The following is a 19,094-nucleotide window of genomic DNA, read 5'->3' on the forward strand; positions in this document are numbered from 1 at the left end:
GGAAAAGTTCTTGTTATTTTTTCAATTTTATTGTTGCTTATTTTGTTATTGATCAAGGGTTTATGTTGTTAAGTTGTGTGCAATACTTGTGGTCTTGAATAATTAAGGTTAAATTAGCTAATGTTTTGAGAAATTTCTCCTAGGAGGATTGGATTGACGAGATCTCCGAATTCGGATTTAATCTTTTAGCCCTTACTTTAAGAGAACGATTAGTGAACAGGGATTTATTTTAATAGAATAATTTAATGAAACAAAAGACGATGAATATTAGGTTTAATAGAGGGGTTATTTTTTTTGGTCTTGCGGCTTTATCGACCAGTTTGTTTTTTAGCTGTGGAAACACAGGAACTAAAAGTGAGACCAAGGCCGAAAAGGTGGAGGAACCTGCTGAAGCGACTGCACCCACAACGCAGGAGCTATCTTTTAAGGATAAAGAGGGGAAGGTTCTTCAATTAAGCGCTTTAAAAGGAAAGGTCGTATTTATCAATTTCTGGGCGACTTGGTGTCCTCCTTGTATTCATGAACTACCTTCCATTGACCAGCTTAGGCAATCGCTTAAAGATAATAAGGATATCGTTTTCCTCATGGTGGATGTTGATGGCGACATGGAGAAGTCTTCAGCATTTATGGCAGAAAACAAGTATGATCTGCCCCTTTATATAGCAGAGGGTGAAATTCCTGCAGAATTCTTAGGGCAGTCCATCCCGACAACGGTGATCTTGGATAAAACTGGAAAGATCGTAGAGCGTTTGGAAGGAAGCCGTGACTATGGGACTCCTGAGATAAAAAAAGCATTGCAGGATATCGCAAGCGGCAGTTAACGATCGATTATTGTAATCGCTATTTTCTATAGATGGAGAATAGAATTTGAATAGAAAAAACAGTATTTTCGCGGTGTCAAGTTAATTTATAGCGATGTCCGAACTTCAAGAGCAGACTGCAGTCAGAACGACTTATTTTAGTATTGTAGGCAATGCATTACTAGCATTGTTAAAATGGCTAGCTGGTTTCTTTGGAAACTCCTATGCCCTGATTGCGGATGCAATTGAGTCAACGGCGGACATTTTCTCTTCATTTCTAGTGCTTCTGGGTTTAAAATATGCGCAACGACCTGCCGACGACAATCACCCGTATGGTCATGGTCGGGTAGAACCCCTCATTACATTTATTGTCGTTGGTTTTCTCATCGTTTCTGCAACCATAATCGCTTATGAAAGTATTGAGAATATAGGAACGCCACATGACCTGCCAAAGCCTTGGACTCTATTTGTTCTTGGCGGGATCATCGTATGGAAAGAAATTTCGTATAGGATCGTTATGAAGAAAAGTAAAGAAACAAATAGTTCTTCACTTCGTGCAGACGCTTGGCACCATCGAAGCGATGCGATAACGTCAGTTGCAGCATTCATTGGGATATCTATTGCATTGTTACTCGGAAAAGGATATGAAAATGCGGATGACTACGCGGCATTATTTGCTGCTGGATTTATACTGTATAACTGTTATCATATTTTCAGGCCGGCGCTTGGCGAGATAATGGATGAAAATGTATACGATGAGGTCATTGATAATATCCGGGAAGAAGCATTAAAGGTAGAGGGGATAAAAGCCACAGAAAAATGTTTTGTCCGCAAATCGGGGGCTAAATATCATGTCGATCTGCACGCTATTGTTGATAGTGAAATTACCGTAAGGGAAGGGCATGAATTGGCACATAAACTCAAAGACCATTTGGTTGCGCATATTCCTGATCTCGGTCATGTGATGATCCATATTGAACCGAACGAATGTCTTTGGGAAGCAAATTGAAATGGCAGCACATGTTAATTTTCTTGAACCGTGCCGCCATTTGATTGTTTAGAAGCTTAGGTGTTTTCAGCTTCAAGCAATTCGATCTGCCATTTAACCTGATCCGCTTTAATAGGGTAATCGATATTATTTCTTAAGCTTTCATAAATGGCTTCAAACAGCTGATTGTAATCTCCTTTATGTGGCGTTACTAAAGACTCATGTTTTTGATTTGATGCGTCTATCGTAACAAGTTTCCCCTCGAGGCCGGCTGGCTCAAGGCCATAAGATGGATTGTCAGGTAACATACCATCTAGCAATTGCTGTTCTTGCACATCTGTCATATTCTTGATAAAACTCCCTTTTGTGCCATGTAAAACAAAGGCTGGCTGTGGAGAGGCAACAAGTAGACTTCCCGTTAAATACACGTTCAGTCCAGCTGGATAATAGAGCTGGTAGTGAAAATAATCTGCAACTTTAGAATCCGGCCTGTTAATGGATGTTGTCTTGGTAAATTTAACCGGTTTTCCAAAAAGTGAGATTGCCTGATCAATAAGGTGAGGGCCTAGGTCATAAGTAATACCATTAGAAATATACTGCGTATCTTCCTTAAAGTATTTTTGTCCCAATTCCATTTTATAGCGATCAAATCTGAAATGCACTTCAATCAGCTTTCCTAATTCTCCACTGTCAATCACTTTTTTAATGTCTAAAAAGTGACCGTCATACCGTCTGTTTTGATAGAAAAATAATTGTTTGCCTTGTTTTTTGCTGATGGCAAGAAGAGTGTCGAATTGTGTAGTGTCATCAACGGCAGGTTTTTCTATCAATACATGTTTTCCTGCTTCTAGGGCCTCTTTGGCATATTGGAAATGTGTATAGTTTGGTGTATTCACAATGACCAGTTCGATGCTTTCATCCGCTAGTATTCCAGCAATGCTATTATAGCTTTTTATTGCCGGATAAAATTCATGTGCTGCTTTTTTCGACCGTTCTACAACAGCGCTGAGATTGAAATGAGGATTGGTATGTATAAATGGTGCGTGAAAAACACGTCCTGACATGCCAAAACTCAGTATTCCTGTGTTAATTTGAGTGTGTTTCATGTTAATTTAAATTACTTTAGCGTTGTCTTGTTGGTTGTTAGACTTCAATATAAACTTTAATGCTATTGCGTGACAATCTTATCCGTGTCTGATTCTCCAAGGTTGTTTATAAATAAATGTGTTACGCCGTCTTCTGTTGCCAAAAGACATGCCGAACACAGCTGATAAAAAAGTGAATGTTCTACAACCCCTGTAATGAGTTTGATTTGCTTATTCAAATCAAAAATATCGGGCAGTTTAGCAAAATAAATATCTGCCAGGAAATTACCTCTCTCAGAAAGGAGAGGACCCGATTTTTGTTCAGATTTTCGTAATACAATGTCGGATATCGTTGTAGAATAACTTGATTTTAGATTTTTATGTACCGATAGCCAAGCTTCTGGTATAATTTCAACACATAGCGGATGCTTTGTGCTAAGTTTTTCGACCATCTTTGAGCCATCGGCCAAGAGAATAAACTGCTGCGCCATATTCGCCATAATCTTCTCACCCGTGTGCACGCCACCGCCGCTTTTGAATGCATTTAAATGAATGTCGACCTGATCACAGCTGTCAAAATAATAGTCCAGCGTTGCTAGGATACTGTTATCAACACAAATAAGTCCATTCTCTTGGAGCAGCATTTTGGTTTCCAAGGAAGGTGATGTAAATTTTAAGCTGGATTTAAAGCTGATACTGCTGGCGATTAATTCAATGAAGTAGGCTATTGTTGATCCAACCCCCAGTCCGATGAGCTGATCGGGTTTTAATAGTTTAAGAGCAGCTTTGGCAGCTTCCTGTTTGAGATTATTCATAATCGGTAAACTTATAAGATGGTAATACCTTGCGCGGCATAAGGCTGTAAAATGCTGTCAAAAGGATCCTTTTCTGTAATTAAATAACTGATATCAAAGACGGCGCATGTCAGGAAAGAAGCCAAGGTGTCAAGCTTATTGCTTGTGGTGGCAGCAACGATGTTCATTGAATTTTTACATAGTACTCTTTTGACATCTGCTTCTTCGTGTGTTCTTGATGTAAGTCCGCGGCGGAGATCCAGGCTACATACACCTATGAAGCTGATATCCGCGTATATGTCTTCAAATGTGGAGATTGTTTGCTGTCCTTGCATAGTAAGTGATGATTTGCAGAAAGTGCCACCAGCAAAAATCAAGGTGATGTTTGGGAAGTTGGCAAGTATATTGGCTATTGGGAGACTATGTGTGACAACAGTAAGGGTTAGGCTATCAGGAATATTTCCTGCAATTGTCTGTGTTGTTGTGCCGCCATCGAAAAAGACAACTTGATGATTTTTCAACAGTGTGATCGATTTTTCTGCTATGGATTGTTTCTCCATAACATCAAGGTTGTTTCGGTCGTATATATTGAATGGCATGTTTGAACGTAGCGTGGCGCCACCCCGAATAGCGCGAAGCAAGCCGGCGTCGGATAACTCTTTAAGATCACGTCGGACGGTATGTTCAGAGACACCAAGTTCGGCTGCTAATTCTACCATCACTAATTTTCTTTCCTTTTTGATTTTAACTAATATAAAATCGTGGCGTTCTTCTTTGGATATCATGCTATAAATATAATGGTTTTGTGCTATATGTTGCAATATTTAGCCTTGTATTTGTAGTTATATTGCAATATATTGCAATATAACGAGTTGTTTATCGATAAATTGTTTATTAGTTTTTTTGATGGCTTCCAATTCAATTTTTGATGAACTTGTTTTTGTGGCATTTATCTCTTTCAAATAACGTTATATTTGTGAATGATCGGGGGGAGATTCGCTCGCCTTTCTGTTGTAACCAATTCTAATTTTCGCCTTTACAGGTTTGCATCTTAAGCATGGGAGATCAAATAAAATATGAAAGTTATCGTTAAAATTGCAGGTTCTATTGTGTTCGTCTTTTTATGTGGCTGTAACGTACAGCCTGGCGGAAAGCTTAAGAAAGAGCAATGGGTATTAGGAGGCTTTGAGCGGCCCAAAGGTATCAATCCAATTATTGAGCCTGATACGAGTTCGGTATTTTATGATCCAATTCTGAAGAAGGAGATTCGATGGGAGGACAACGACACTTTTAATCCTGCTGCAGTGGTAAGGAGAGATAGTGTTTATGTCATTTATCGTGCAGAAGATCGGACAGGGAAGGCTATTGGCCACCGGACCTCCCGACTGGGATTAGCAGCTAGTGCTGACGGTATTCATTTTGAACGACTGAAAACACCGGTATTCTATCCAGCTCCCGATGAGCAGCAGGATAACGAGTGGCCGGGTGGGACGGAAGATCCCCGCTTAGCACAGACGGAGGACGGGCGTTTTGTGCTATTTTATACCCAATGGAATCGAAAGGTGCCACGCTTAGGTTTAGCAATATCCACTGATCTGAAACACTGGACTAAGTATGGTCCCATTTTTAAAAAGTCGAAAAACAGGCCCACTCTTGTTGATGAACCGCATAAATCAGCTTCTATTGTGACAGTAATGAAAGGTAACAGACAAGTCATAGCTAAAATCAATGGGAAATATTGGTTGTACTGGGGGGAACATGGTGTGTATGGCGCCACATCTGATAATTTGATTGACTGGGAGCCCGTAACAGATAAAAAGGGGGCATTGATCGCCTTTATTTCGCCAAGGGATGGCTATTTTGACAGTTCATTGACTGAGTGCGGTCCCCCGGCAGTTTTGACTGATAAAGGAATTGTATTGCTGTACAATGGTAAGAATCATGCTGAAAAAGGAGATAAGCGTTTTAATAAAAATACTTATTCCGCTGGGCAGGTTTTATTTGATTCACGAGATCCGACGAGCGTATTGGCTCGAATGGATGTTCCGTTTTTGCGTCCCATGGAATCTTTCGAAAAAAGTGGGCAATATATCGATGGTACGGTTTTTATTGAAGGATTGGTCTTTTTTAAACAAAAATGGTTTTTATATTATGGCTGTGCTGACTCCAGAGTTGCTGTGGGCATTTATGACCCAGGAAATCCTGCCGTCATGGATCCCTTACCCTAATCGGTGTAAGTCTGTTTGTATAGCATGAAAACAGTATTGAGTTTGAATTTTATATTAATTAAAGATTGATGGAGCAATTTTGAAGGGGGCTGTATGGGTTGAATTCGTAAAATTAAAAAAGGCAGATCATTTGATCTGCCTTTTTGGGTAAGTAATCGGGCTCGAACCGACGACCCCTAGAACCACAATCTAGTGCTCTAACCAACTGAGCTATACCTACCGTGATTTTGATGATACAAAAGTACGATTAAACCCTATTCCCTCCAAATATTTGATTGAAAAAAAGCAGCGTTTAATGCCAACTAGGTGAAGATTAGTTTATTAAATTTTAATAAAAAACATCGATATGGTTACGTTTCGATGTTGATATGCATTTCGCTTGTCTAAATTTGTCATTTGCTTCTGATCTTTAACAAAAAATGCGGTTCCTACCATAGAAACCGCATTTTTTGTTAAAAGAAATATAATTAGATCATTTCTACACTTCTCTTCACGAAAGACGTTAGATCTGCTCCTGACAATAAACCTCTGGATAAGAGCGCTAAATCAAAAGCCTGTTTTGCTAGTTTTGAACCTTCTTCGTCCGATGACGATAAAATTCTTTTGATCAGCGGATGGTTCCCATTGACAGTTACTTTATAATTATCGGGCAATGAACCATAAAAATTCATACCACCACCAGTCTTGGCCATATCTTTCATTCGGCGCATAAATTCATCAATTGTTACCGACACAGGCAAATCGCCTTCATTTAATGCATCAACCTCAACTTTCATGTCTTGACGGGAGATTGCTTTTTCAAAAACCGCTAGTGCTTTTTTAGATTCTTCTTCCGAGAGGGCAAGTTCGACCTTTTCGTCTTTTTGGATCAACTTATCGATAACGTCAGCATCTACACGCTTCAGCTGTACCTTTTCACCGCCTTTTTGCTCCAAATAAGCTGCAAAGTGCGTATCCAGTGGCCCATCGAGCATCAAAACATCATACCCCTTATTTAATGCAGTTTGGATGAAACCATCTTGTTGAGCAGCATCATGTGTATATAAATAAACAATGTTTCCATCTTTATCTACCTGGATATCTTTGACCTTTTCGTAATACTCCTTAATGGTGAAACTTTGGTTACCTGTGTTTTTTACTAAACAGAAGTCATTTGCTTTTTCAGCAAATTTTTCATCGCTTAGCATACCGTATTTGATAAATAAACCGATATCCGTCCATTTCTCTTCAAATCCCTTACGATCAGTCTTAAATATTTCGTTCAATTTGTCGGCCACCTTTTTGGTGATATAACTGTTGATTTTTTTAACGTTACTGTCTGCCTGTAAAAATGAACGGGATACGTTTAATGGAATATCCGGCGAATCAATTACCCCATGAAGTAACATCAAGAATTCTGGAACAATATCTTTCACCTCGTCGGTGATGAACACTTGTCTAGAATAGAGCTTAATTTTATTGCGTTGGATCTCCAGTTCATTTTTAACTTTAGGGAAGTAGAGGATACCTGTCAGGTTGAATGGGTAGTCTACATTGAGGTGAATCCAAAACAATGGTTCATCCATTGAGTAGGGATAGAGTTCGCGGTAGAAGGCTAGATAATCTTCGTCTTTTAATTCAGACGGCGATTTTGTCCAGGCCGGATTGGTATTGTTAATGATATTGTCTACCTCTACAGATTTGTATTTTGGTTTTCCTTCTTCGTCTTCACCATCCGGTTCAGAATTTGTTTTGGTACCAAAACGGATTGAAATAGGAAGAAATTTAGCATACTTATCTAAAATGTCCTGTAAGCGTGCCTGGCTTAAAAATTCAGTTGATTCTTCGTTAATATGCAAGATGACATCTGTTCCGCGGGTGGTTCTTGTACCTGTAGAAATTTCGTAAGATGTACTACCATCGCAAGTCCAATGAGCAGGTTCTGCTCCATCCTGATAAGATAAGGATTGGATTTCTACTGTATCGGCTACCATAAATGCTGAATAGAAGCCTAAACCAAATCGGCCAATGATTTCATTTGCATCATTTGCCTCTTTGAATTTTTCCATGAACTCTGTTGCTCCTGAGAAAGCGATCTGGTTGATGTATTTTTTTATTTCATCTGCTGTCATACCAATACCATTGTCGGAAATAGTGATGGTCTTGGCAGCTTCATCAAATTTTACGTCTACAATCAATTCACCTGTTTCACCTTGGTATTGACCCAAAGATGCCAGGCGTTTGATTTTTTGAGAAGCATCAACTGCATTAGATACCAGTTCACGCAAGAAAATTTCATTATCAGAATATAAGAACTTTTTGATTACGGGAAATATGTTCTCCGTGTGAATTGAAATACTACCTTTTTCTGGATTCATAATTTGTATGTCGCTATTTTTAATTTTATGATTTGTTTAAAACATACAATCAGTGTTCCAAATCGTCTTTATAGGACATGATGGCAGGAAACAGTCTATTTTGTCATAGGCTCATTCGGTGAATTTAGGGGCTCTATAAGTAAACTGCCAGCCAGAGCAAGTCCCTCGCATTAATTTAGGCCTGGGCTCTGAGGGAAATTGGCGACATGTGCATATTTGGGACCAAGTCCAATAATGGCATCCTTCCACAACAATTCACCGTTACCTTCAAAAATGAGCTGATGATGGTATTTGTTTTGTACAGCCCAGCTATTTTCTTTGATTTCGCCGTCTAATTGACCTGCAGACCATCCAGAATATCCGATAAAGAATTTTAATTCGTCAGGTTTTATGCTACCGGTTTGTATGGCTTCGATAAGCTTCTCTTCATCGCCACCAAAATAGATTCCAGGAGCCACTTCTTCGCCACTCAACAGTAAATCAAAACGGTTATGTACAAAAAAAAGGCTTTCCTGAGCAACCGGACCACCGACGTAGATCGGGAAATTGCAATCCGGTATAGATTCCAATAATTGGCCTATGCGAACATTGGTTTGATTATTTAGAACAAATCCGAGTGAACCTTCCTTATTGTACTCACATAACAATATCACAGACCTGAGGAATCTGGGGTCTAGCATAAAAGGCTCGGAAATCAATAAACTTCCTTTTTGTGGGTCTAGTTCGGTAAACATATAGCGCGAATTTTAATTATTTATTGAATTTAATCTTTTTTATTTAATCTATGCGAGATTTGTGCCAAAATTAGGATTTTGTGAATTTCTACTAACTTTATAGAGAAAAAGCAATGATTTTAGTAAGTTTGTAGGATATAAAAACAGGTTTCTATGTCCATTCAACATAAAGATATTGCAGCAATCAGACAGGATTACGTATTAGGTAGCCTATCTGAATCGGATGTGGATCGTGATCCAGTCCACCAGTTTAAAAAATGGTTTGATGAGGCTATTCACAGTGAAGTAATCGAGCCCAATGCCATGGTACTTTCAACGGTTTCTTCCCATCAATTGCCGTCCTCGCGAGTTGTTTTATTGAAGGACATCGTAGCAGAAGGACTGGTCTTTTTTACAAACTATGAAAGTCGTAAAGGGGAAGACATGAAGGCTAATCCGCATGTTGCATTGTTGTTTTTTTGGCCTGAATTACAAAGACAGGTCCGGATCGAAGGTGTTATTGATTTTGTAAGTGAGGCCGATTCGGATGAATATTTCCAATCGCGGCCAAAAGCAAGCCGTATTGGTGCGCTAGCATCCCCACAGAGTCACGAAATCCCTAACCGTAATTTTTTGGAAAATAGGGTAGAGGAACTCGAGAATCAATATAATGGAAACGATTCTATACCGAGACCATCACATTGGGGTGGTTATCTATTGAAACCGATTTATTTCGAGTTTTGGCAAGGGCGTGCAAGTCGGCTACATGATCGTATGGTCTATAAAAAAGTGTCGGATTCCTGGAAGATTACACGCATAGCTCCATAAATATGACATTTGACGAGATTAAATCGATGCTTGTTTCCAAATTTGGAACTCAAATTATTCTTAAAGAAGATCGGAATGGGCTGCAGCCAGCACTTTTTATTGATAAAGCAGATATTGCAGCCGTTTGTTTATTTCTGAGGGATACAGAAGGCTTATACTTTGATTTTTTAAGCAACTTAACTGCAGTGGATTATCAAACGTATTTTGCTGTTGTTTACCATCTAAATTCCTTGCCTTATCAACACGGTTTGGTCTTAAAAGTTGAGTTGCCTGGTAATCGTTCGCTGAATGAACTACCTGAGATTCCTTCGCTTACTTCGGTGTGGCGCACGGCAGACTGGCATGAACGTGAAGCATTTGACCTTATGGGGATATATTTTGAGGGACATCCGGACCTGAGACGGATTTTGCTGCCTGACGATTGGGAAGGTTATCCTTTACGAAAGGATTATGAGGAAGCAGAAAAATATCATGGCATTCATATTAATTGATAAAAATGGCGAATCCAAAATATAAAGAAGCATTAATGCGCTATGAAAAACACCTAACAGAGATTTCAAGCCAGGAAATGGTGTTGAATATGGGGCCTCAGCATCCCTCGACGCATGGTGTGCTTCGGTTACAACTGATTACAGACGGAGAGATCGTGAAAGAGGTTGTTCCACACTTGGGGTATCTGCATCGTTGTTTTGATAAGCATGCTGAATCGTTGAATTATGCAAAAACAATTCCATTTACTGACCGCCTAGACTATCTGGCTTCGATGAACAATAGCCATGCGTTCGTAATGGGAGTTGAACGTATGCTTGGACTCGACAGTAAAATACCTAAGAGAATAGAATACATTCGGGTTTTGGTCTGTGAACTCAACCGGATAGCATCCCATCTAATTGCTATTGGTACATATGGTATTGATATCGGCGCAACAACGCCATTTCTGTGGTGTTTTAGGGATCGTGAACATATCATGAATATGTTGGAATGGGCCTCAGGTTCCAGGATGTTGTACAACTATATCTGGGTAGGAGGTTTATTTTATGATTTGCCTGTTGGCTTTGAAGAGCGCTGTACGGAATTTATTACGTATTTCAAGCCCAAATTGGTCGAACTTGATGAAATATTGACACAGAATCAAATATTTATCTCCCGTACAGCTAAAATAGGAGTACTTCCTGCTGATGTTGCCATAAATTATGGTGTATCGGGGCCTATGCTGCGTGCTTCGGGGATAAAATGGGATTTGAGACGAATAGATGGCTATTCTGTTTACCCAGAAATTGATTTTGAGATACCTGTGGGAAAAGGTGAAATGGGGACACTTGGCGATTGCTGGGATCGTTATAAAGTTAGGGTAGATGAGGTCAAGGAATCTGTTCGCATTGTTGAGCAATGCCTTGAACGATTACAGAAAGACTTTACACGTACAACCGAATTTGATCCGCGAGCTTTGGTTCCGAAGAAAGTGAATTTGAAAGCGCAGGACTACTATGTCCGTGCTGAAAATCCGAAAGGAGAATTAGGGTTTTATTTTGTCACAAAAGATAAATCAGATATTCCATTACGCGTAAAATCAAGGGGACCAAGTTTTAATAACCTTTCGGTGATTTCAGAACTCGGAAAAGGGGTGCTGATCGCTGATTTGATAGCGATCCTTGGGTCGATTGATATCGTTTTGGGGGAGGTGGATCGTTAAATTGCGTTAGTATGCATGTTTTATAAACGATTTAGCAAAATAAAATAGAGATTGTATTGAAAATGTTGCATGAAAACGCAAATAAATTTGTAAATGAAAGCAATTTTCATCATATTTGCAGTCTCATAATTTAAGTTTATAATTGGTTAATGAAAGCTCGTTACTCCCAAAGTAACGGGCTTCTCTTTTTTATAAGGGTGTAACTTATTGATGCCGCTTATTTATGATGTCGATGTGTTGGTTTGAGCGTGAAGGATTTACTGTCTTTTCTCCCGAGTATTGTTGATTATCCTGTAGATTTCATCGAATTCCTGTACTAGAATTTAACGTAAATGATTACCTTTACTGGTCTTAAATATAAAAAAGTGACGGATAGTTTAGTTATCATTCCAACATATAATGAAAAGGAAAATATTGAAAAAATCATTCGCAAAGTTTTTTCCTTATCACAGGCATTTGATATTTTAATTGTAGATGATGGTTCTCCCGATGGGACCGCTACCATCATCAAGAATTTACAGGCTAATGAATTTATTGGCCGTTTGTTTATCGAAGAGCGAACTGGGAAGCTGGGGTTAGGAACAGCATATATCCATGGATTTAAATGGGCACTATCCCGTGAACATTACCAATATATTTTCGAAATGGATGCGGATTTCAGCCACAATCCTGAGGATCTGCTTCGCTTACGGCAGGCTTGTGTGGATGGTGCAGACATGAGCATAGGTTCGCGTTATATCAAGGGCGTGAATGTTGTCAATTGGCCGATGAGCCGTGTGCTGATGTCCTATTTCGCTTCGGTATATGTTCGTTTTATAACGGGAATAGCTATTCAGGATGCTACTGCGGGATTTGTTTGTTTCTCCAGGGAAGTGCTCAAGACAATCCCACTTGAAAAGATTAAATTTGTAGGCTATGCTTTTCAGATTGAGATGAAATTCACAGCCATAAAATATGGCTTTAATGTGGTTGAAGTACCCATTATATTCACAGATCGGACCGAAGGTACATCAAAGATGAGCACAAGTATCTTTAAAGAAGCTTTTTTTGGAGTGATCCAATTGAAATTAGGAAGTATCGGAAAGCGCTACAAGAGAAATTAAATATTGCCACAATGAACGAGAATTTAGATCCAAATCCAGAACGTCTGAGCAATACAGATCGTGATATTGAACGGGCATTGCGGCCTCAGGCTTTTGAAGATTTTACGGGACAGGCTAAAATATTAGAAAACCTCAATATTTTTGTGAAGGCAGCTAGGCTGAGAGGAGAGGCGCTGGATCACGTTTTGCTGCACGGCCCCCCCGGCTTAGGAAAGACAACCTTATCCCATATCATTGCTAATGAGATGGGGGTTGGTATCAAAATTACTTCTGGACCTGTATTGGATAAACCGGGTGATTTAGCAGGATTATTGACAAATCTCGAAGAAGGGGATGTTTTGTTTATTGACGAGATCCACCGTTTAAGCCCTTTAGTAGAGGAATATCTCTATTCGGCAATGGAAGATTTCAAAATTGACATTATGCTGGAAACGGGACCAAATGCGCGGTCTGTTCAGATATCCCTGAATCCGTTTACCTTGATAGGGGCCACAACACGTTCAGGTCTTTTGACAGCCCCCTTGCGAGCACGTTTTGGAATTAATTCACGTTTACAATATTATGATGCAAAACTTTTGACAACTATTGTGCTGCGCTCAGCTCATATCTTAAACACACCGATTTCTGATGAAGGTGCCTATGAGATTGCGCGAAGGAGCAGGGGGACACCGCGGATAGCCAATGCTTTACTGCGTCGTACACGGGATTTTGCACAGATAAAGGGCAATGGGAGCATCGATAAGGAAATTGCGAAGTATGCTTTGCATGCGCTTAATGTGGATGAAAATGGTTTAGACGAGATGGACAACAAAATATTAACGACCATTATCGACAAATTTAAAGGTGGTCCTGTAGGATTAAAAACCGTGGCCACAGCAGTTGGGGAGGATGAAGGTACGATTGAGGAAGTCTATGAACCCTTTTTGATTCAAGAAGGATACATTATGCGGACGTCGAGGGGACGCGAGTGCACCGAGGCAGCTTATAAGCATTTGGGCCGTGTCAACCTCTCGAAAGGAAATACACTGTTTTAAGCGCGAGTGAAAAGTATATTTTAATTTTTCTGCTGAATAATTTTATTAGTCCGGCTCATTAAGGCCGGACTAGGTTTTGTCCGTTGAAAATAGCTTATCTGGGCCTGTAATTCCTCATATATCCAAGGGTGCTTCTTTCGCAAGTTATTTAAGATGTCCAGGCAGTTGACCAATACAGCGACAGGACATGAAGGTTCGATCATTTATTGGAAGGAATGCTCGATAATTTCTTCTTCTATCTCATTTTGAAGCGTATATTCTTTGTTTTTTTTCGACGTCAAAAATAGCAGAATTTTGGTGTAGCTTCTAAGGCAGCTCCAGTTTTTTTGTTTTTTTAAATTGTCCAAGAACTGCGGGAGAACAGATTTTAGCAACGTTGTATTCTTTAAAACGATGGTTTCAAATACCCAGGCGGCGCGAAAGGCAATCTTTTTGTCCTTCTCTAAGGAGATGTTCAGCAGATCGACCAGGCTTATCCCTTGAAGGATATCCAAAGAAAAATCCGTTACCTGGAAAGACCTCAAGGTAACGGATAAAAATGCTAATTTTTCATTGTAGGTCATGTAACCGTTATTTTTGTGGCTTTTCTCGATTCATTTCAGTCATGTCAACTTCGTTCATCTTGGAATCACCTAACAGATATTGGCTAAAGTAATCGCCCATTTTCCAGAAGAAATACTCAGTCATATCGCCAAAGCCATGTCTTTGTCCAGGTAATAGCAGGAAATCAAATCTTTTGTTAGCCTTGATCAATGCGTCTACCATGCGAATGGAATTTGCCGGGTGCACATTATTGTCAATATCTCCGGTAGCGATAAGTAGTCTACCTTTTAGGTTTTTTGCGAGCTCTGTATTTTTATTGATATGGTAGGAGAATGTTGTATCACCTTTAGCGGATACTTTTTCTGTTACCCCATGATGGCGCTCACTCCACCAGCGGTTGTAAATCTGATTTTCATGGTTTCCTGCACCAGATACCGCGACTTTAAAGAAATCAGGGTAAACAAGCATTGCGGCTGTAGACATAAATCCACCTCCGGAGTGGCCGGTTATACCAACGCGGTTAATGTCGATGTATTTATAACGATCTGCAAGCTGTTCCGCAGCGACTTTTTTATCTTCCAAACCATAGTCACGCAGATTGCCATAGCCATAGGTATGATACCATTGTGAACGTGAAGGATGTCCGCCACGGTTGCCGACTGTGATGACGATAAAGCCAAACTGAGCTAGCCTGTCGATTCTGTCCATGCTTCTTCCAAAGGATTTATTGACAGCCTCGGTTTGGGGTCCGGGATATACATATTCCACAATGGGGTAAGTTCTGGTACTGTCAAAGTCAAATGGTTTATACATGACTCCATAAAGATCCGTGGTACCATCTCCGGCTTTTACTTTAAAAGGTTCCGGGAATTTGTACCCTGCAGCAAATAGTAAGGATAGATCTGTCTTTTCCAGTGTCATTACTTTCTGTCCATTGCTATTGTATAAGACAGATTCAGGAGTCGTGTTTACTCTGGAGGAATTATTGATAAAATATCGGGAAGATTCGCTCATTTCCACTTGGTGATCAAAGTTTCCCGGATTTAATAATTTAATTCCGGAGCCATTTGTATTGACACTGTACTGATGTAGATAATAAGGGTCTTCGTTTTTCTCACGACCCGATGCTGTAAAGTATAGTGTTCCTGAAGTAGGATCTAAACCGGTAATTTCCTCCGTATGAAAGGCACCTTTTGTAATTTGATTAATCAATTTTCCATTCGTGTCGTAAAGGTAGTAGTGGCCCCAGCCATCTCGTTCTGACCAATGGACTAATTGCTTTTTGTTTTCGATAAGGAATGGTTTTTGAGCATCCAAATATACATTGGAACGCTCCTGGATAATATTTTTTACTGTACCATTTATATTGATTTTTAGGAGATCAATCCTTTTAAGGTCACGGCTAGAGCGTGAAATGTAAAACTCTTCGTTATCGCCTAACCAGTAGTTGATAAAATAATCCTCTTTATAAGAATTTTTATTCGGAGTTTTTGTCCAGGTAGAGATGGTCTGATTTTTAAATGCGGATATATTGATGCGGCGTGGAGATTTTGCTGCTGCATCGAAGATATAAAGTTCAGTTTCCGTCGAATCGACTTCACCAGGCATTTGGTATTTATAGGTTTCAAGTGTCGGCCTGGCTGAGCCAACATTATTGATTACCCATAAGGGTTTTAGAGAACGGTTGTCCTTTCTGGTCAAGGTGAAATAACGTCCATCTGGCGACCAGCTGATCCATACTCGTTTACGTTTTGGGTCATTGTCTTTGTCTTTTTCCTCACCTGTAGTTGTGCTGTATTCATCACCGCCCCAAGCATAATATTGTACACCGTCTTTTGTTATCTGGTGCTCTACAATGGTGCTGTCTTTTTCATTCTTTACCGCTTTAAGGTAGTTGGGTTTGTCCATCCAATACAAGTTGTAATCTTTCGCAAAATAGACTGTATTGGTGTCAGGGGAGAATGTCGCCCAGCCCAATGGTGATTTTACTTTTGTTGAGTCACTGATTTCAACGACAGATTGTGCAGCTAAGTCATACTCCAGATAAAATAGTTTCTTTTTGGTCGTATCGGACTTATTCTTGAGCTTTTGTATTTCATCTTTGGATTTTACGGTGTCTTTGGTACTCTGAACCTGAAACCTTAATTTTTTCTCATCCTTGGTAAATCGAAGCCCCTGTAATTCCAGATGTTGGGCATCAACAGGATTTTTAACGATTTTAGTAATTTGAGCGGCGAGGTTGTCATTATTGAAAAGAAGTTCTTTCTTTTTTAGTGCAGGGTTTACAATGTACCAGTTTCTTCCTTGTGGACTTGCGTAATCATACCAAAAGCGATCGGAAAAATTGATCCAATTTGGTTTGATGCTAGTCGAAAAAATCATTTTCTTTAATTTTTCAGGGGAGAATTTTGCAGCCAGCTGATAATTGGGCTTTATAGGCGCTTCTTTCGCCTGTTGTGCAGTGCTAACATAGGGCAATAAGCTCGCCGCTAAGATTAAGTAGTACTTATGCATTAATAATATAGATAATTTTATAATAATGGTTCCGAACGTAAAAATATCTATTATTAGGTTCTTTTGCGAATGATTCGTGTAATAATCCTATGATGGATAGAAGTTTTCATTGAAATTGACCAGAAAAAGTTCCTTTGTTGCTCGGGTAACCCCAGTGTACAGCCATCTTAAGAATTCAAGATCCAACATGTCATCGTTTATATACCCCTGGTCGACAAACACGATTGGCCATTGGCCGCCTTGTGCTTTATGACAGGTAATTGCAAATGCAAATTTAATCTGAAGCGCATTATAATAGGGGTCTTTTTTGATTGCTTCGAGCCTGTCCTTCTTATCCATGATGTCGGCATAATCCAAGGCAATCTCTTCGTAGAGTGCTTTTTGGGTTTCATAGGGCAGATTAGGGCTGTCTGTATAAAGGCTGTCTAGGATAACGCGGCAGGTGATGGGTTCTATTTCGTCAATGTCTACAAATTCAAGCGTGACATCTGCAAATCTAAATCCATGCTGATCGTGGATGTTACTTACTTTTCGCACTTTGGCCATATCGCCATTTGCAATAAATCCATCCCCCATGTTGTTTTCCTGTAGCCAGAAGTAGTTGTTTTTTACAACCATAATATAATCTCCGCCGGTGAGCTCCTCGTCCCGGAACAAAATCCTGTTCCTTATATTTTGGTTGTATAAATTTGCAGATCGATTTGAACGGCAGATAATCATTGTATTTTCGAGTCCATATTTGTCATATGCATAGTTTATACCTTCGATTAACCGTTCACCTGTCATTCTGTAAAGATCTTTAAATCCTTTTGTTATGAATTTTGGAAAAGGGAAGTCGTCTTGATCTTCCTCTGCCGAGGTTATCTCTTCGCGTATTTTGGTTGCATTGTACAATATACCGGAGTCTTTGGATTGGCGAACAACCGTGGTTAGCTCAAAAGGATAAACGCAAAGATGAAATTCACTTTCGAGATAGCTTGGGTTTAAGGCAGGACTATCCAGGAGTCCTACAGGAGGTAATTGAGCCGTATCTCCAACAAATAATAGGGTACAGTTCTTCCCAGATTGTACATAACGGATCAAGTCGTCCAAAAGGCTTGCCGAAAACGCATTCACTGAAGCATTGGATATCATTGAGGCTTCATCGATGATAAATAAAGTGTCTTCATGCAGGTTCTCCGCCAAGGTGAAATCGAGCTGAAATGAAACAGCCGATTTTTTACGGTATATTTTCTTATGGATCGTCAGTGCTTTGCGTCCCGAATAATAGGTGATCACTTTTGCAGCCCTGCCTGTCGGTGCCAGCAGGACAGCCTTTTTCCGCAATGCAGGCAGCACTTTAACCAGCGCAGAAATTAATGTTGTTTTTCCTGTACCCGCATATCCTCTAAGTACAAAACAAGATTGTTTGTCAAAAGCGAGAAGAAATTCTTGCAATAATTCGAAAGCCTCCAACTGCTGTTCGGTGGCTTGCCAAGGGAATTGCTGTATTAACAGATTTTTGATGAACACCCTCAAAGTTATTTAAAAGGTTTGTCTTATCCTCTAGAAAAAGCTATTTTTGCTTTAAGAAGTTTTAATTTTTACAATTCAGCGAATGAATTATATTTCAAAACAATTTAATATTCATTATTTACCGGAGTACAATCTTTTGGTCAAGGCTGGCTTTCAGAAGGATGTCTTGGCGGTGGTTGATAAAAAGTCGATCGCACCGATTTTGATCGAGTATCCGTCTGAGGAGCCAATTTTGGATGCCACGCGGATTATGAGCCTTCCGTTTCGATTTGTCCGCGTTGTGATACCACATCAAACTTTTACGTTTATTCCAAAAGAATTTTTTCTGAGCGAAAATATCAGTGATTACCTACAGTTTTTAGGCACAACTGATCTTGAAAATACATTTAGCTATTCTTTAGATAATCTTATTTTGGTTGCTGTCTATCAGTTTGATGGATTGTTATTAAATAGATGGAGGAGGTTGTTTCCTGATGCTGTGATACTTCCCGAATTCGCTGTCGTGCTTGACCGCGCACAGGAGCGCGTTTCGATTAGAGGCAGCGTCTTAGGAATTCATTTTGTGGCTGAAAATGCTGTCGACTTTTATCTGTTTAAAAACGGAGTTTTTCAGCTCTATAATAGTTTTGAAATTCATACGCTGGATGATATTAGCTATTATGTGCTTAATATCTTAACGCAATTCAACCTTGGCGACTCCATTAATAAAGTGCTTCTTTCAGGGGAAATTCCAAATGAATCTTATTATAGACGTATCTCAACGTATACTGCTGATATCGAAATATTGGATTTGAAAACAAAAGTTGTATTGGCAGATAGGGAGGTGGAATCAAATCTGACTCCGTATAATGTATTATTTGATTCTATACTATGCGAATAATCGGAGGTCGTTTAGGTGG

17 protein-coding genes and 1 tRNA gene are annotated in these 19,094 nt (G+C 39.6%); 9 read left to right on the plus strand and 9 right to left on the minus strand.

The features are described 5' to 3' along the window. Positions 1-260 precede the first annotated feature (260 nt). Both ACHWSC_RS26570 and ACHWSC_RS26575 read left to right on the plus strand, forming a co-directional pair. A complete protein-coding gene (locus ACHWSC_RS26570) occupies positions 261-821 on the plus strand; it encodes a TlpA disulfide reductase family protein (RefSeq protein ID WP_145330093.1) in 561 nt (186 codons plus the stop codon). Positions 822-915: 94 nt separating this feature from the next. Further along, positions 916-1,809, plus strand: coding sequence for a cation diffusion facilitator family transporter (locus ACHWSC_RS26575; RefSeq protein WP_313186580.1), 894 nt, complete (start codon positions 916-918; stop codon positions 1,807-1,809). 56 nt (positions 1,810-1,865) lie between these two features. Here the strand turns inward: ACHWSC_RS26575 and ACHWSC_RS26580 are convergent, their stop codons facing one another. The 3 genes from ACHWSC_RS26580 to ACHWSC_RS26590 all read right to left on the minus strand — a co-directional run bounded on the left by ACHWSC_RS26580 (position 1,866) and on the right by ACHWSC_RS26590 (position 4,452). After that, complete coding sequence (locus ACHWSC_RS26580; protein ID WP_394678889.1) at positions 1,866-2,894, minus strand: Gfo/Idh/MocA family oxidoreductase; 1,029 nt, start codon at positions 2,892-2,894, stop codon at positions 1,866-1,868. A 62-nt stretch (positions 2,895-2,956) separates the two neighbouring features. Beyond that, entirely contained in the window at positions 2,957-3,688 is a 732-nt protein-coding gene (rpiA, locus tag ACHWSC_RS26585) for a ribose 5-phosphate isomerase A (protein WP_394678890.1), read from the minus strand. Between the two features lie 11 nt (positions 3,689-3,699). Next, a complete protein-coding gene (locus ACHWSC_RS26590; RefSeq protein WP_394678891.1) occupies positions 3,700-4,452 on the minus strand; it encodes a DeoR/GlpR family DNA-binding transcription regulator in 753 nt (250 codons plus the stop codon). Positions 4,453-4,743: 291 nt separating this feature from the next. Here ACHWSC_RS26590 and ACHWSC_RS26595 point away from each other — a divergent pair, with 291 nt between their 5' ends. Then, positions 4,744-5,895 carry a hypothetical protein gene (locus tag ACHWSC_RS26595; RefSeq protein WP_394678892.1) on the plus strand — a complete coding sequence of 384 codons (1,152 nt, stop codon included), beginning with the start codon at positions 4,744-4,746 and terminating at the stop codon, positions 5,893-5,895. A gap of 146 nt (positions 5,896-6,041) precedes the next feature. On the opposite strand, the gene ACHWSC_RS26600 is transcribed toward ACHWSC_RS26595, so the two are convergent. The 3 genes from ACHWSC_RS26600 to ACHWSC_RS26610 form a co-directional block, all read right to left on the minus strand. Next, positions 6,042-6,115 (minus strand) — tRNA-His (locus ACHWSC_RS26600). A gap of 247 nt (positions 6,116-6,362) precedes the next feature. After that, complete coding sequence (gene htpG, locus ACHWSC_RS26605) at positions 6,363-8,252, minus strand: molecular chaperone HtpG (RefSeq protein WP_088161530.1); 1,890 nt, start codon at positions 8,250-8,252, stop codon at positions 6,363-6,365. 170 nt (positions 8,253-8,422) lie between these two features. Continuing rightward, the gene (locus ACHWSC_RS26610) at positions 8,423-8,986 is read right to left on the minus strand and encodes a YqgE/AlgH family protein (protein WP_394678893.1); all 564 of its coding nucleotides are present in this window, start codon (positions 8,984-8,986) and stop codon (positions 8,423-8,425) included. 153 nt (positions 8,987-9,139) lie between these two features. Here ACHWSC_RS26610 and pdxH point away from each other — a divergent pair, with 153 nt between their 5' ends. From pdxH to ruvB, 5 genes are all read left to right on the plus strand, one after another. Further along, positions 9,140-9,793 carry a pyridoxamine 5'-phosphate oxidase gene (pdxH, locus tag ACHWSC_RS26615; protein WP_394678894.1) on the plus strand — a complete coding sequence of 218 codons (654 nt, stop codon included), beginning with the start codon at positions 9,140-9,142 and terminating at the stop codon, positions 9,791-9,793. Positions 9,794-9,795: 2 nt separating this feature from the next. Further along, positions 9,796-10,284 carry an NADH-quinone oxidoreductase subunit C gene (locus ACHWSC_RS26620; RefSeq protein ID WP_394678895.1) on the plus strand — a complete coding sequence of 163 codons (489 nt, stop codon included), beginning with the start codon at positions 9,796-9,798 and terminating at the stop codon, positions 10,282-10,284. A gap of 35 nt (positions 10,285-10,319) precedes the next feature. Then, complete coding sequence (locus ACHWSC_RS26625) at positions 10,320-11,486, plus strand: NADH-quinone oxidoreductase subunit D (RefSeq protein WP_394678907.1); 1,167 nt, start codon at positions 10,320-10,322, stop codon at positions 11,484-11,486. A gap of 365 nt (positions 11,487-11,851) precedes the next feature. Next, positions 11,852-12,589, plus strand: coding sequence for a polyprenol monophosphomannose synthase (locus ACHWSC_RS26630; RefSeq protein ID WP_394678908.1), 738 nt, complete (start codon positions 11,852-11,854; stop codon positions 12,587-12,589). 11 nt (positions 12,590-12,600) lie between these two features. Beyond that, complete coding sequence (gene ruvB / locus ACHWSC_RS26635) at positions 12,601-13,623, plus strand: Holliday junction branch migration DNA helicase RuvB (protein WP_088161535.1); 1,023 nt, start codon at positions 12,601-12,603, stop codon at positions 13,621-13,623. Between the two features lie 203 nt (positions 13,624-13,826). Here the strand turns inward: ruvB and ACHWSC_RS26640 are convergent, their stop codons facing one another. The 3 genes from ACHWSC_RS26640 to ACHWSC_RS26650 all read right to left on the minus strand — a co-directional run bounded on the left by ACHWSC_RS26640 (position 13,827) and on the right by ACHWSC_RS26650 (position 18,192). Then, on the minus strand, positions 13,827-14,186 hold the full coding sequence (locus ACHWSC_RS26640) for a hypothetical protein (RefSeq protein WP_394678896.1): 360 nt from the start codon (positions 14,184-14,186) through the stop codon (positions 13,827-13,829). 7 nt (positions 14,187-14,193) lie between these two features. Further along, complete coding sequence (locus ACHWSC_RS26645; protein WP_394678897.1) at positions 14,194-16,680, minus strand: DPP IV N-terminal domain-containing protein; 2,487 nt, start codon at positions 16,678-16,680, stop codon at positions 14,194-14,196. A gap of 87 nt (positions 16,681-16,767) precedes the next feature. Next, the gene (locus ACHWSC_RS26650) at positions 16,768-18,192 is read right to left on the minus strand and encodes an ATP-dependent RecD-like DNA helicase (protein WP_120335887.1); all 1,425 of its coding nucleotides are present in this window, start codon (positions 18,190-18,192) and stop codon (positions 16,768-16,770) included. A gap of 85 nt (positions 18,193-18,277) precedes the next feature. Between ACHWSC_RS26650 and ACHWSC_RS26655 the strand changes: the two genes are divergently transcribed. Beyond that, positions 18,278-19,075, plus strand: a complete 798-nt coding sequence (locus tag ACHWSC_RS26655; protein WP_394678898.1) for a DUF3822 family protein — start codon at positions 18,278-18,280, stop codon at positions 19,073-19,075. The last annotated feature ends 19 nt before the right edge of the window (positions 19,076-19,094 follow it).

Origin of the sequence: uncultured Sphingobacterium sp. (genome assembly GCF_964277905.1) — a bacterium.
Classification (GTDB): Bacteria; Bacteroidota; Bacteroidia; order Sphingobacteriales; family Sphingobacteriaceae; genus Sphingobacterium; species Sphingobacterium siyangense.

What these genes read in the sequence shown, in the direction of transcription:
- ACHWSC_RS26640 (WP_394678896.1), bottom strand. Translation starts at nt 14,186, where the DNA reads ATGACCTACAATGAAAAATTAGCATTTTTATCCGTTACCTTGAGGTCT.
- ACHWSC_RS26620 (WP_394678895.1), top strand. Translation starts at nt 9,796, where the DNA reads ATGACATTTGACGAGATTAAATCGATGCTTGTTTCCAAATTTGGAACT.
- pdxH (WP_394678894.1), top strand. Translation starts at nt 9,140, where the DNA reads ATGTCCATTCAACATAAAGATATTGCAGCAATCAGACAGGATTACGTA.
- ACHWSC_RS26570 (WP_145330093.1), top strand. Translation starts at nt 261, where the DNA reads ATGAATATTAGGTTTAATAGAGGGGTTATTTTTTTTGGTCTTGCGGCT.
- ACHWSC_RS26645 (WP_394678897.1), bottom strand. Translation starts at nt 16,680, where the DNA reads ATGCATAAGTACTACTTAATCTTAGCGGCGAGCTTATTGCCCTATGTT.
- ACHWSC_RS26625 (WP_394678907.1), top strand. Translation starts at nt 10,320, where the DNA reads ATGCGCTATGAAAAACACCTAACAGAGATTTCAAGCCAGGAAATGGTG.
- ACHWSC_RS26595 (WP_394678892.1), top strand. Translation starts at nt 4,744, where the DNA reads ATGAAAGTTATCGTTAAAATTGCAGGTTCTATTGTGTTCGTCTTTTTA.
- ACHWSC_RS26580 (WP_394678889.1), bottom strand. Translation starts at nt 2,894, where the DNA reads ATGAAACACACTCAAATTAACACAGGAATACTGAGTTTTGGCATGTCA.
- ACHWSC_RS26610 (WP_394678893.1), bottom strand. Translation starts at nt 8,986, where the DNA reads ATGTTTACCGAACTAGACCCACAAAAAGGAAGTTTATTGATTTCCGAG.
- ACHWSC_RS26590 (WP_394678891.1), bottom strand. Translation starts at nt 4,452, where the DNA reads ATGATATCCAAAGAAGAACGCCACGATTTTATATTAGTTAAAATCAAA.
- rpiA (WP_394678890.1), bottom strand. Translation starts at nt 3,688, where the DNA reads ATGAATAATCTCAAACAGGAAGCTGCCAAAGCTGCTCTTAAACTATTA.
- ACHWSC_RS26655 (WP_394678898.1), top strand. Translation starts at nt 18,278, where the DNA reads ATGAATTATATTTCAAAACAATTTAATATTCATTATTTACCGGAGTAC.
- htpG (WP_088161530.1), bottom strand. Translation starts at nt 8,252, where the DNA reads ATGAATCCAGAAAAAGGTAGTATTTCAATTCACACGGAGAACATATTT.
- ruvB (WP_088161535.1), top strand. Translation starts at nt 12,601, where the DNA reads ATGAACGAGAATTTAGATCCAAATCCAGAACGTCTGAGCAATACAGAT.
- ACHWSC_RS26575 (WP_313186580.1), top strand. Translation starts at nt 916, where the DNA reads ATGTCCGAACTTCAAGAGCAGACTGCAGTCAGAACGACTTATTTTAGT.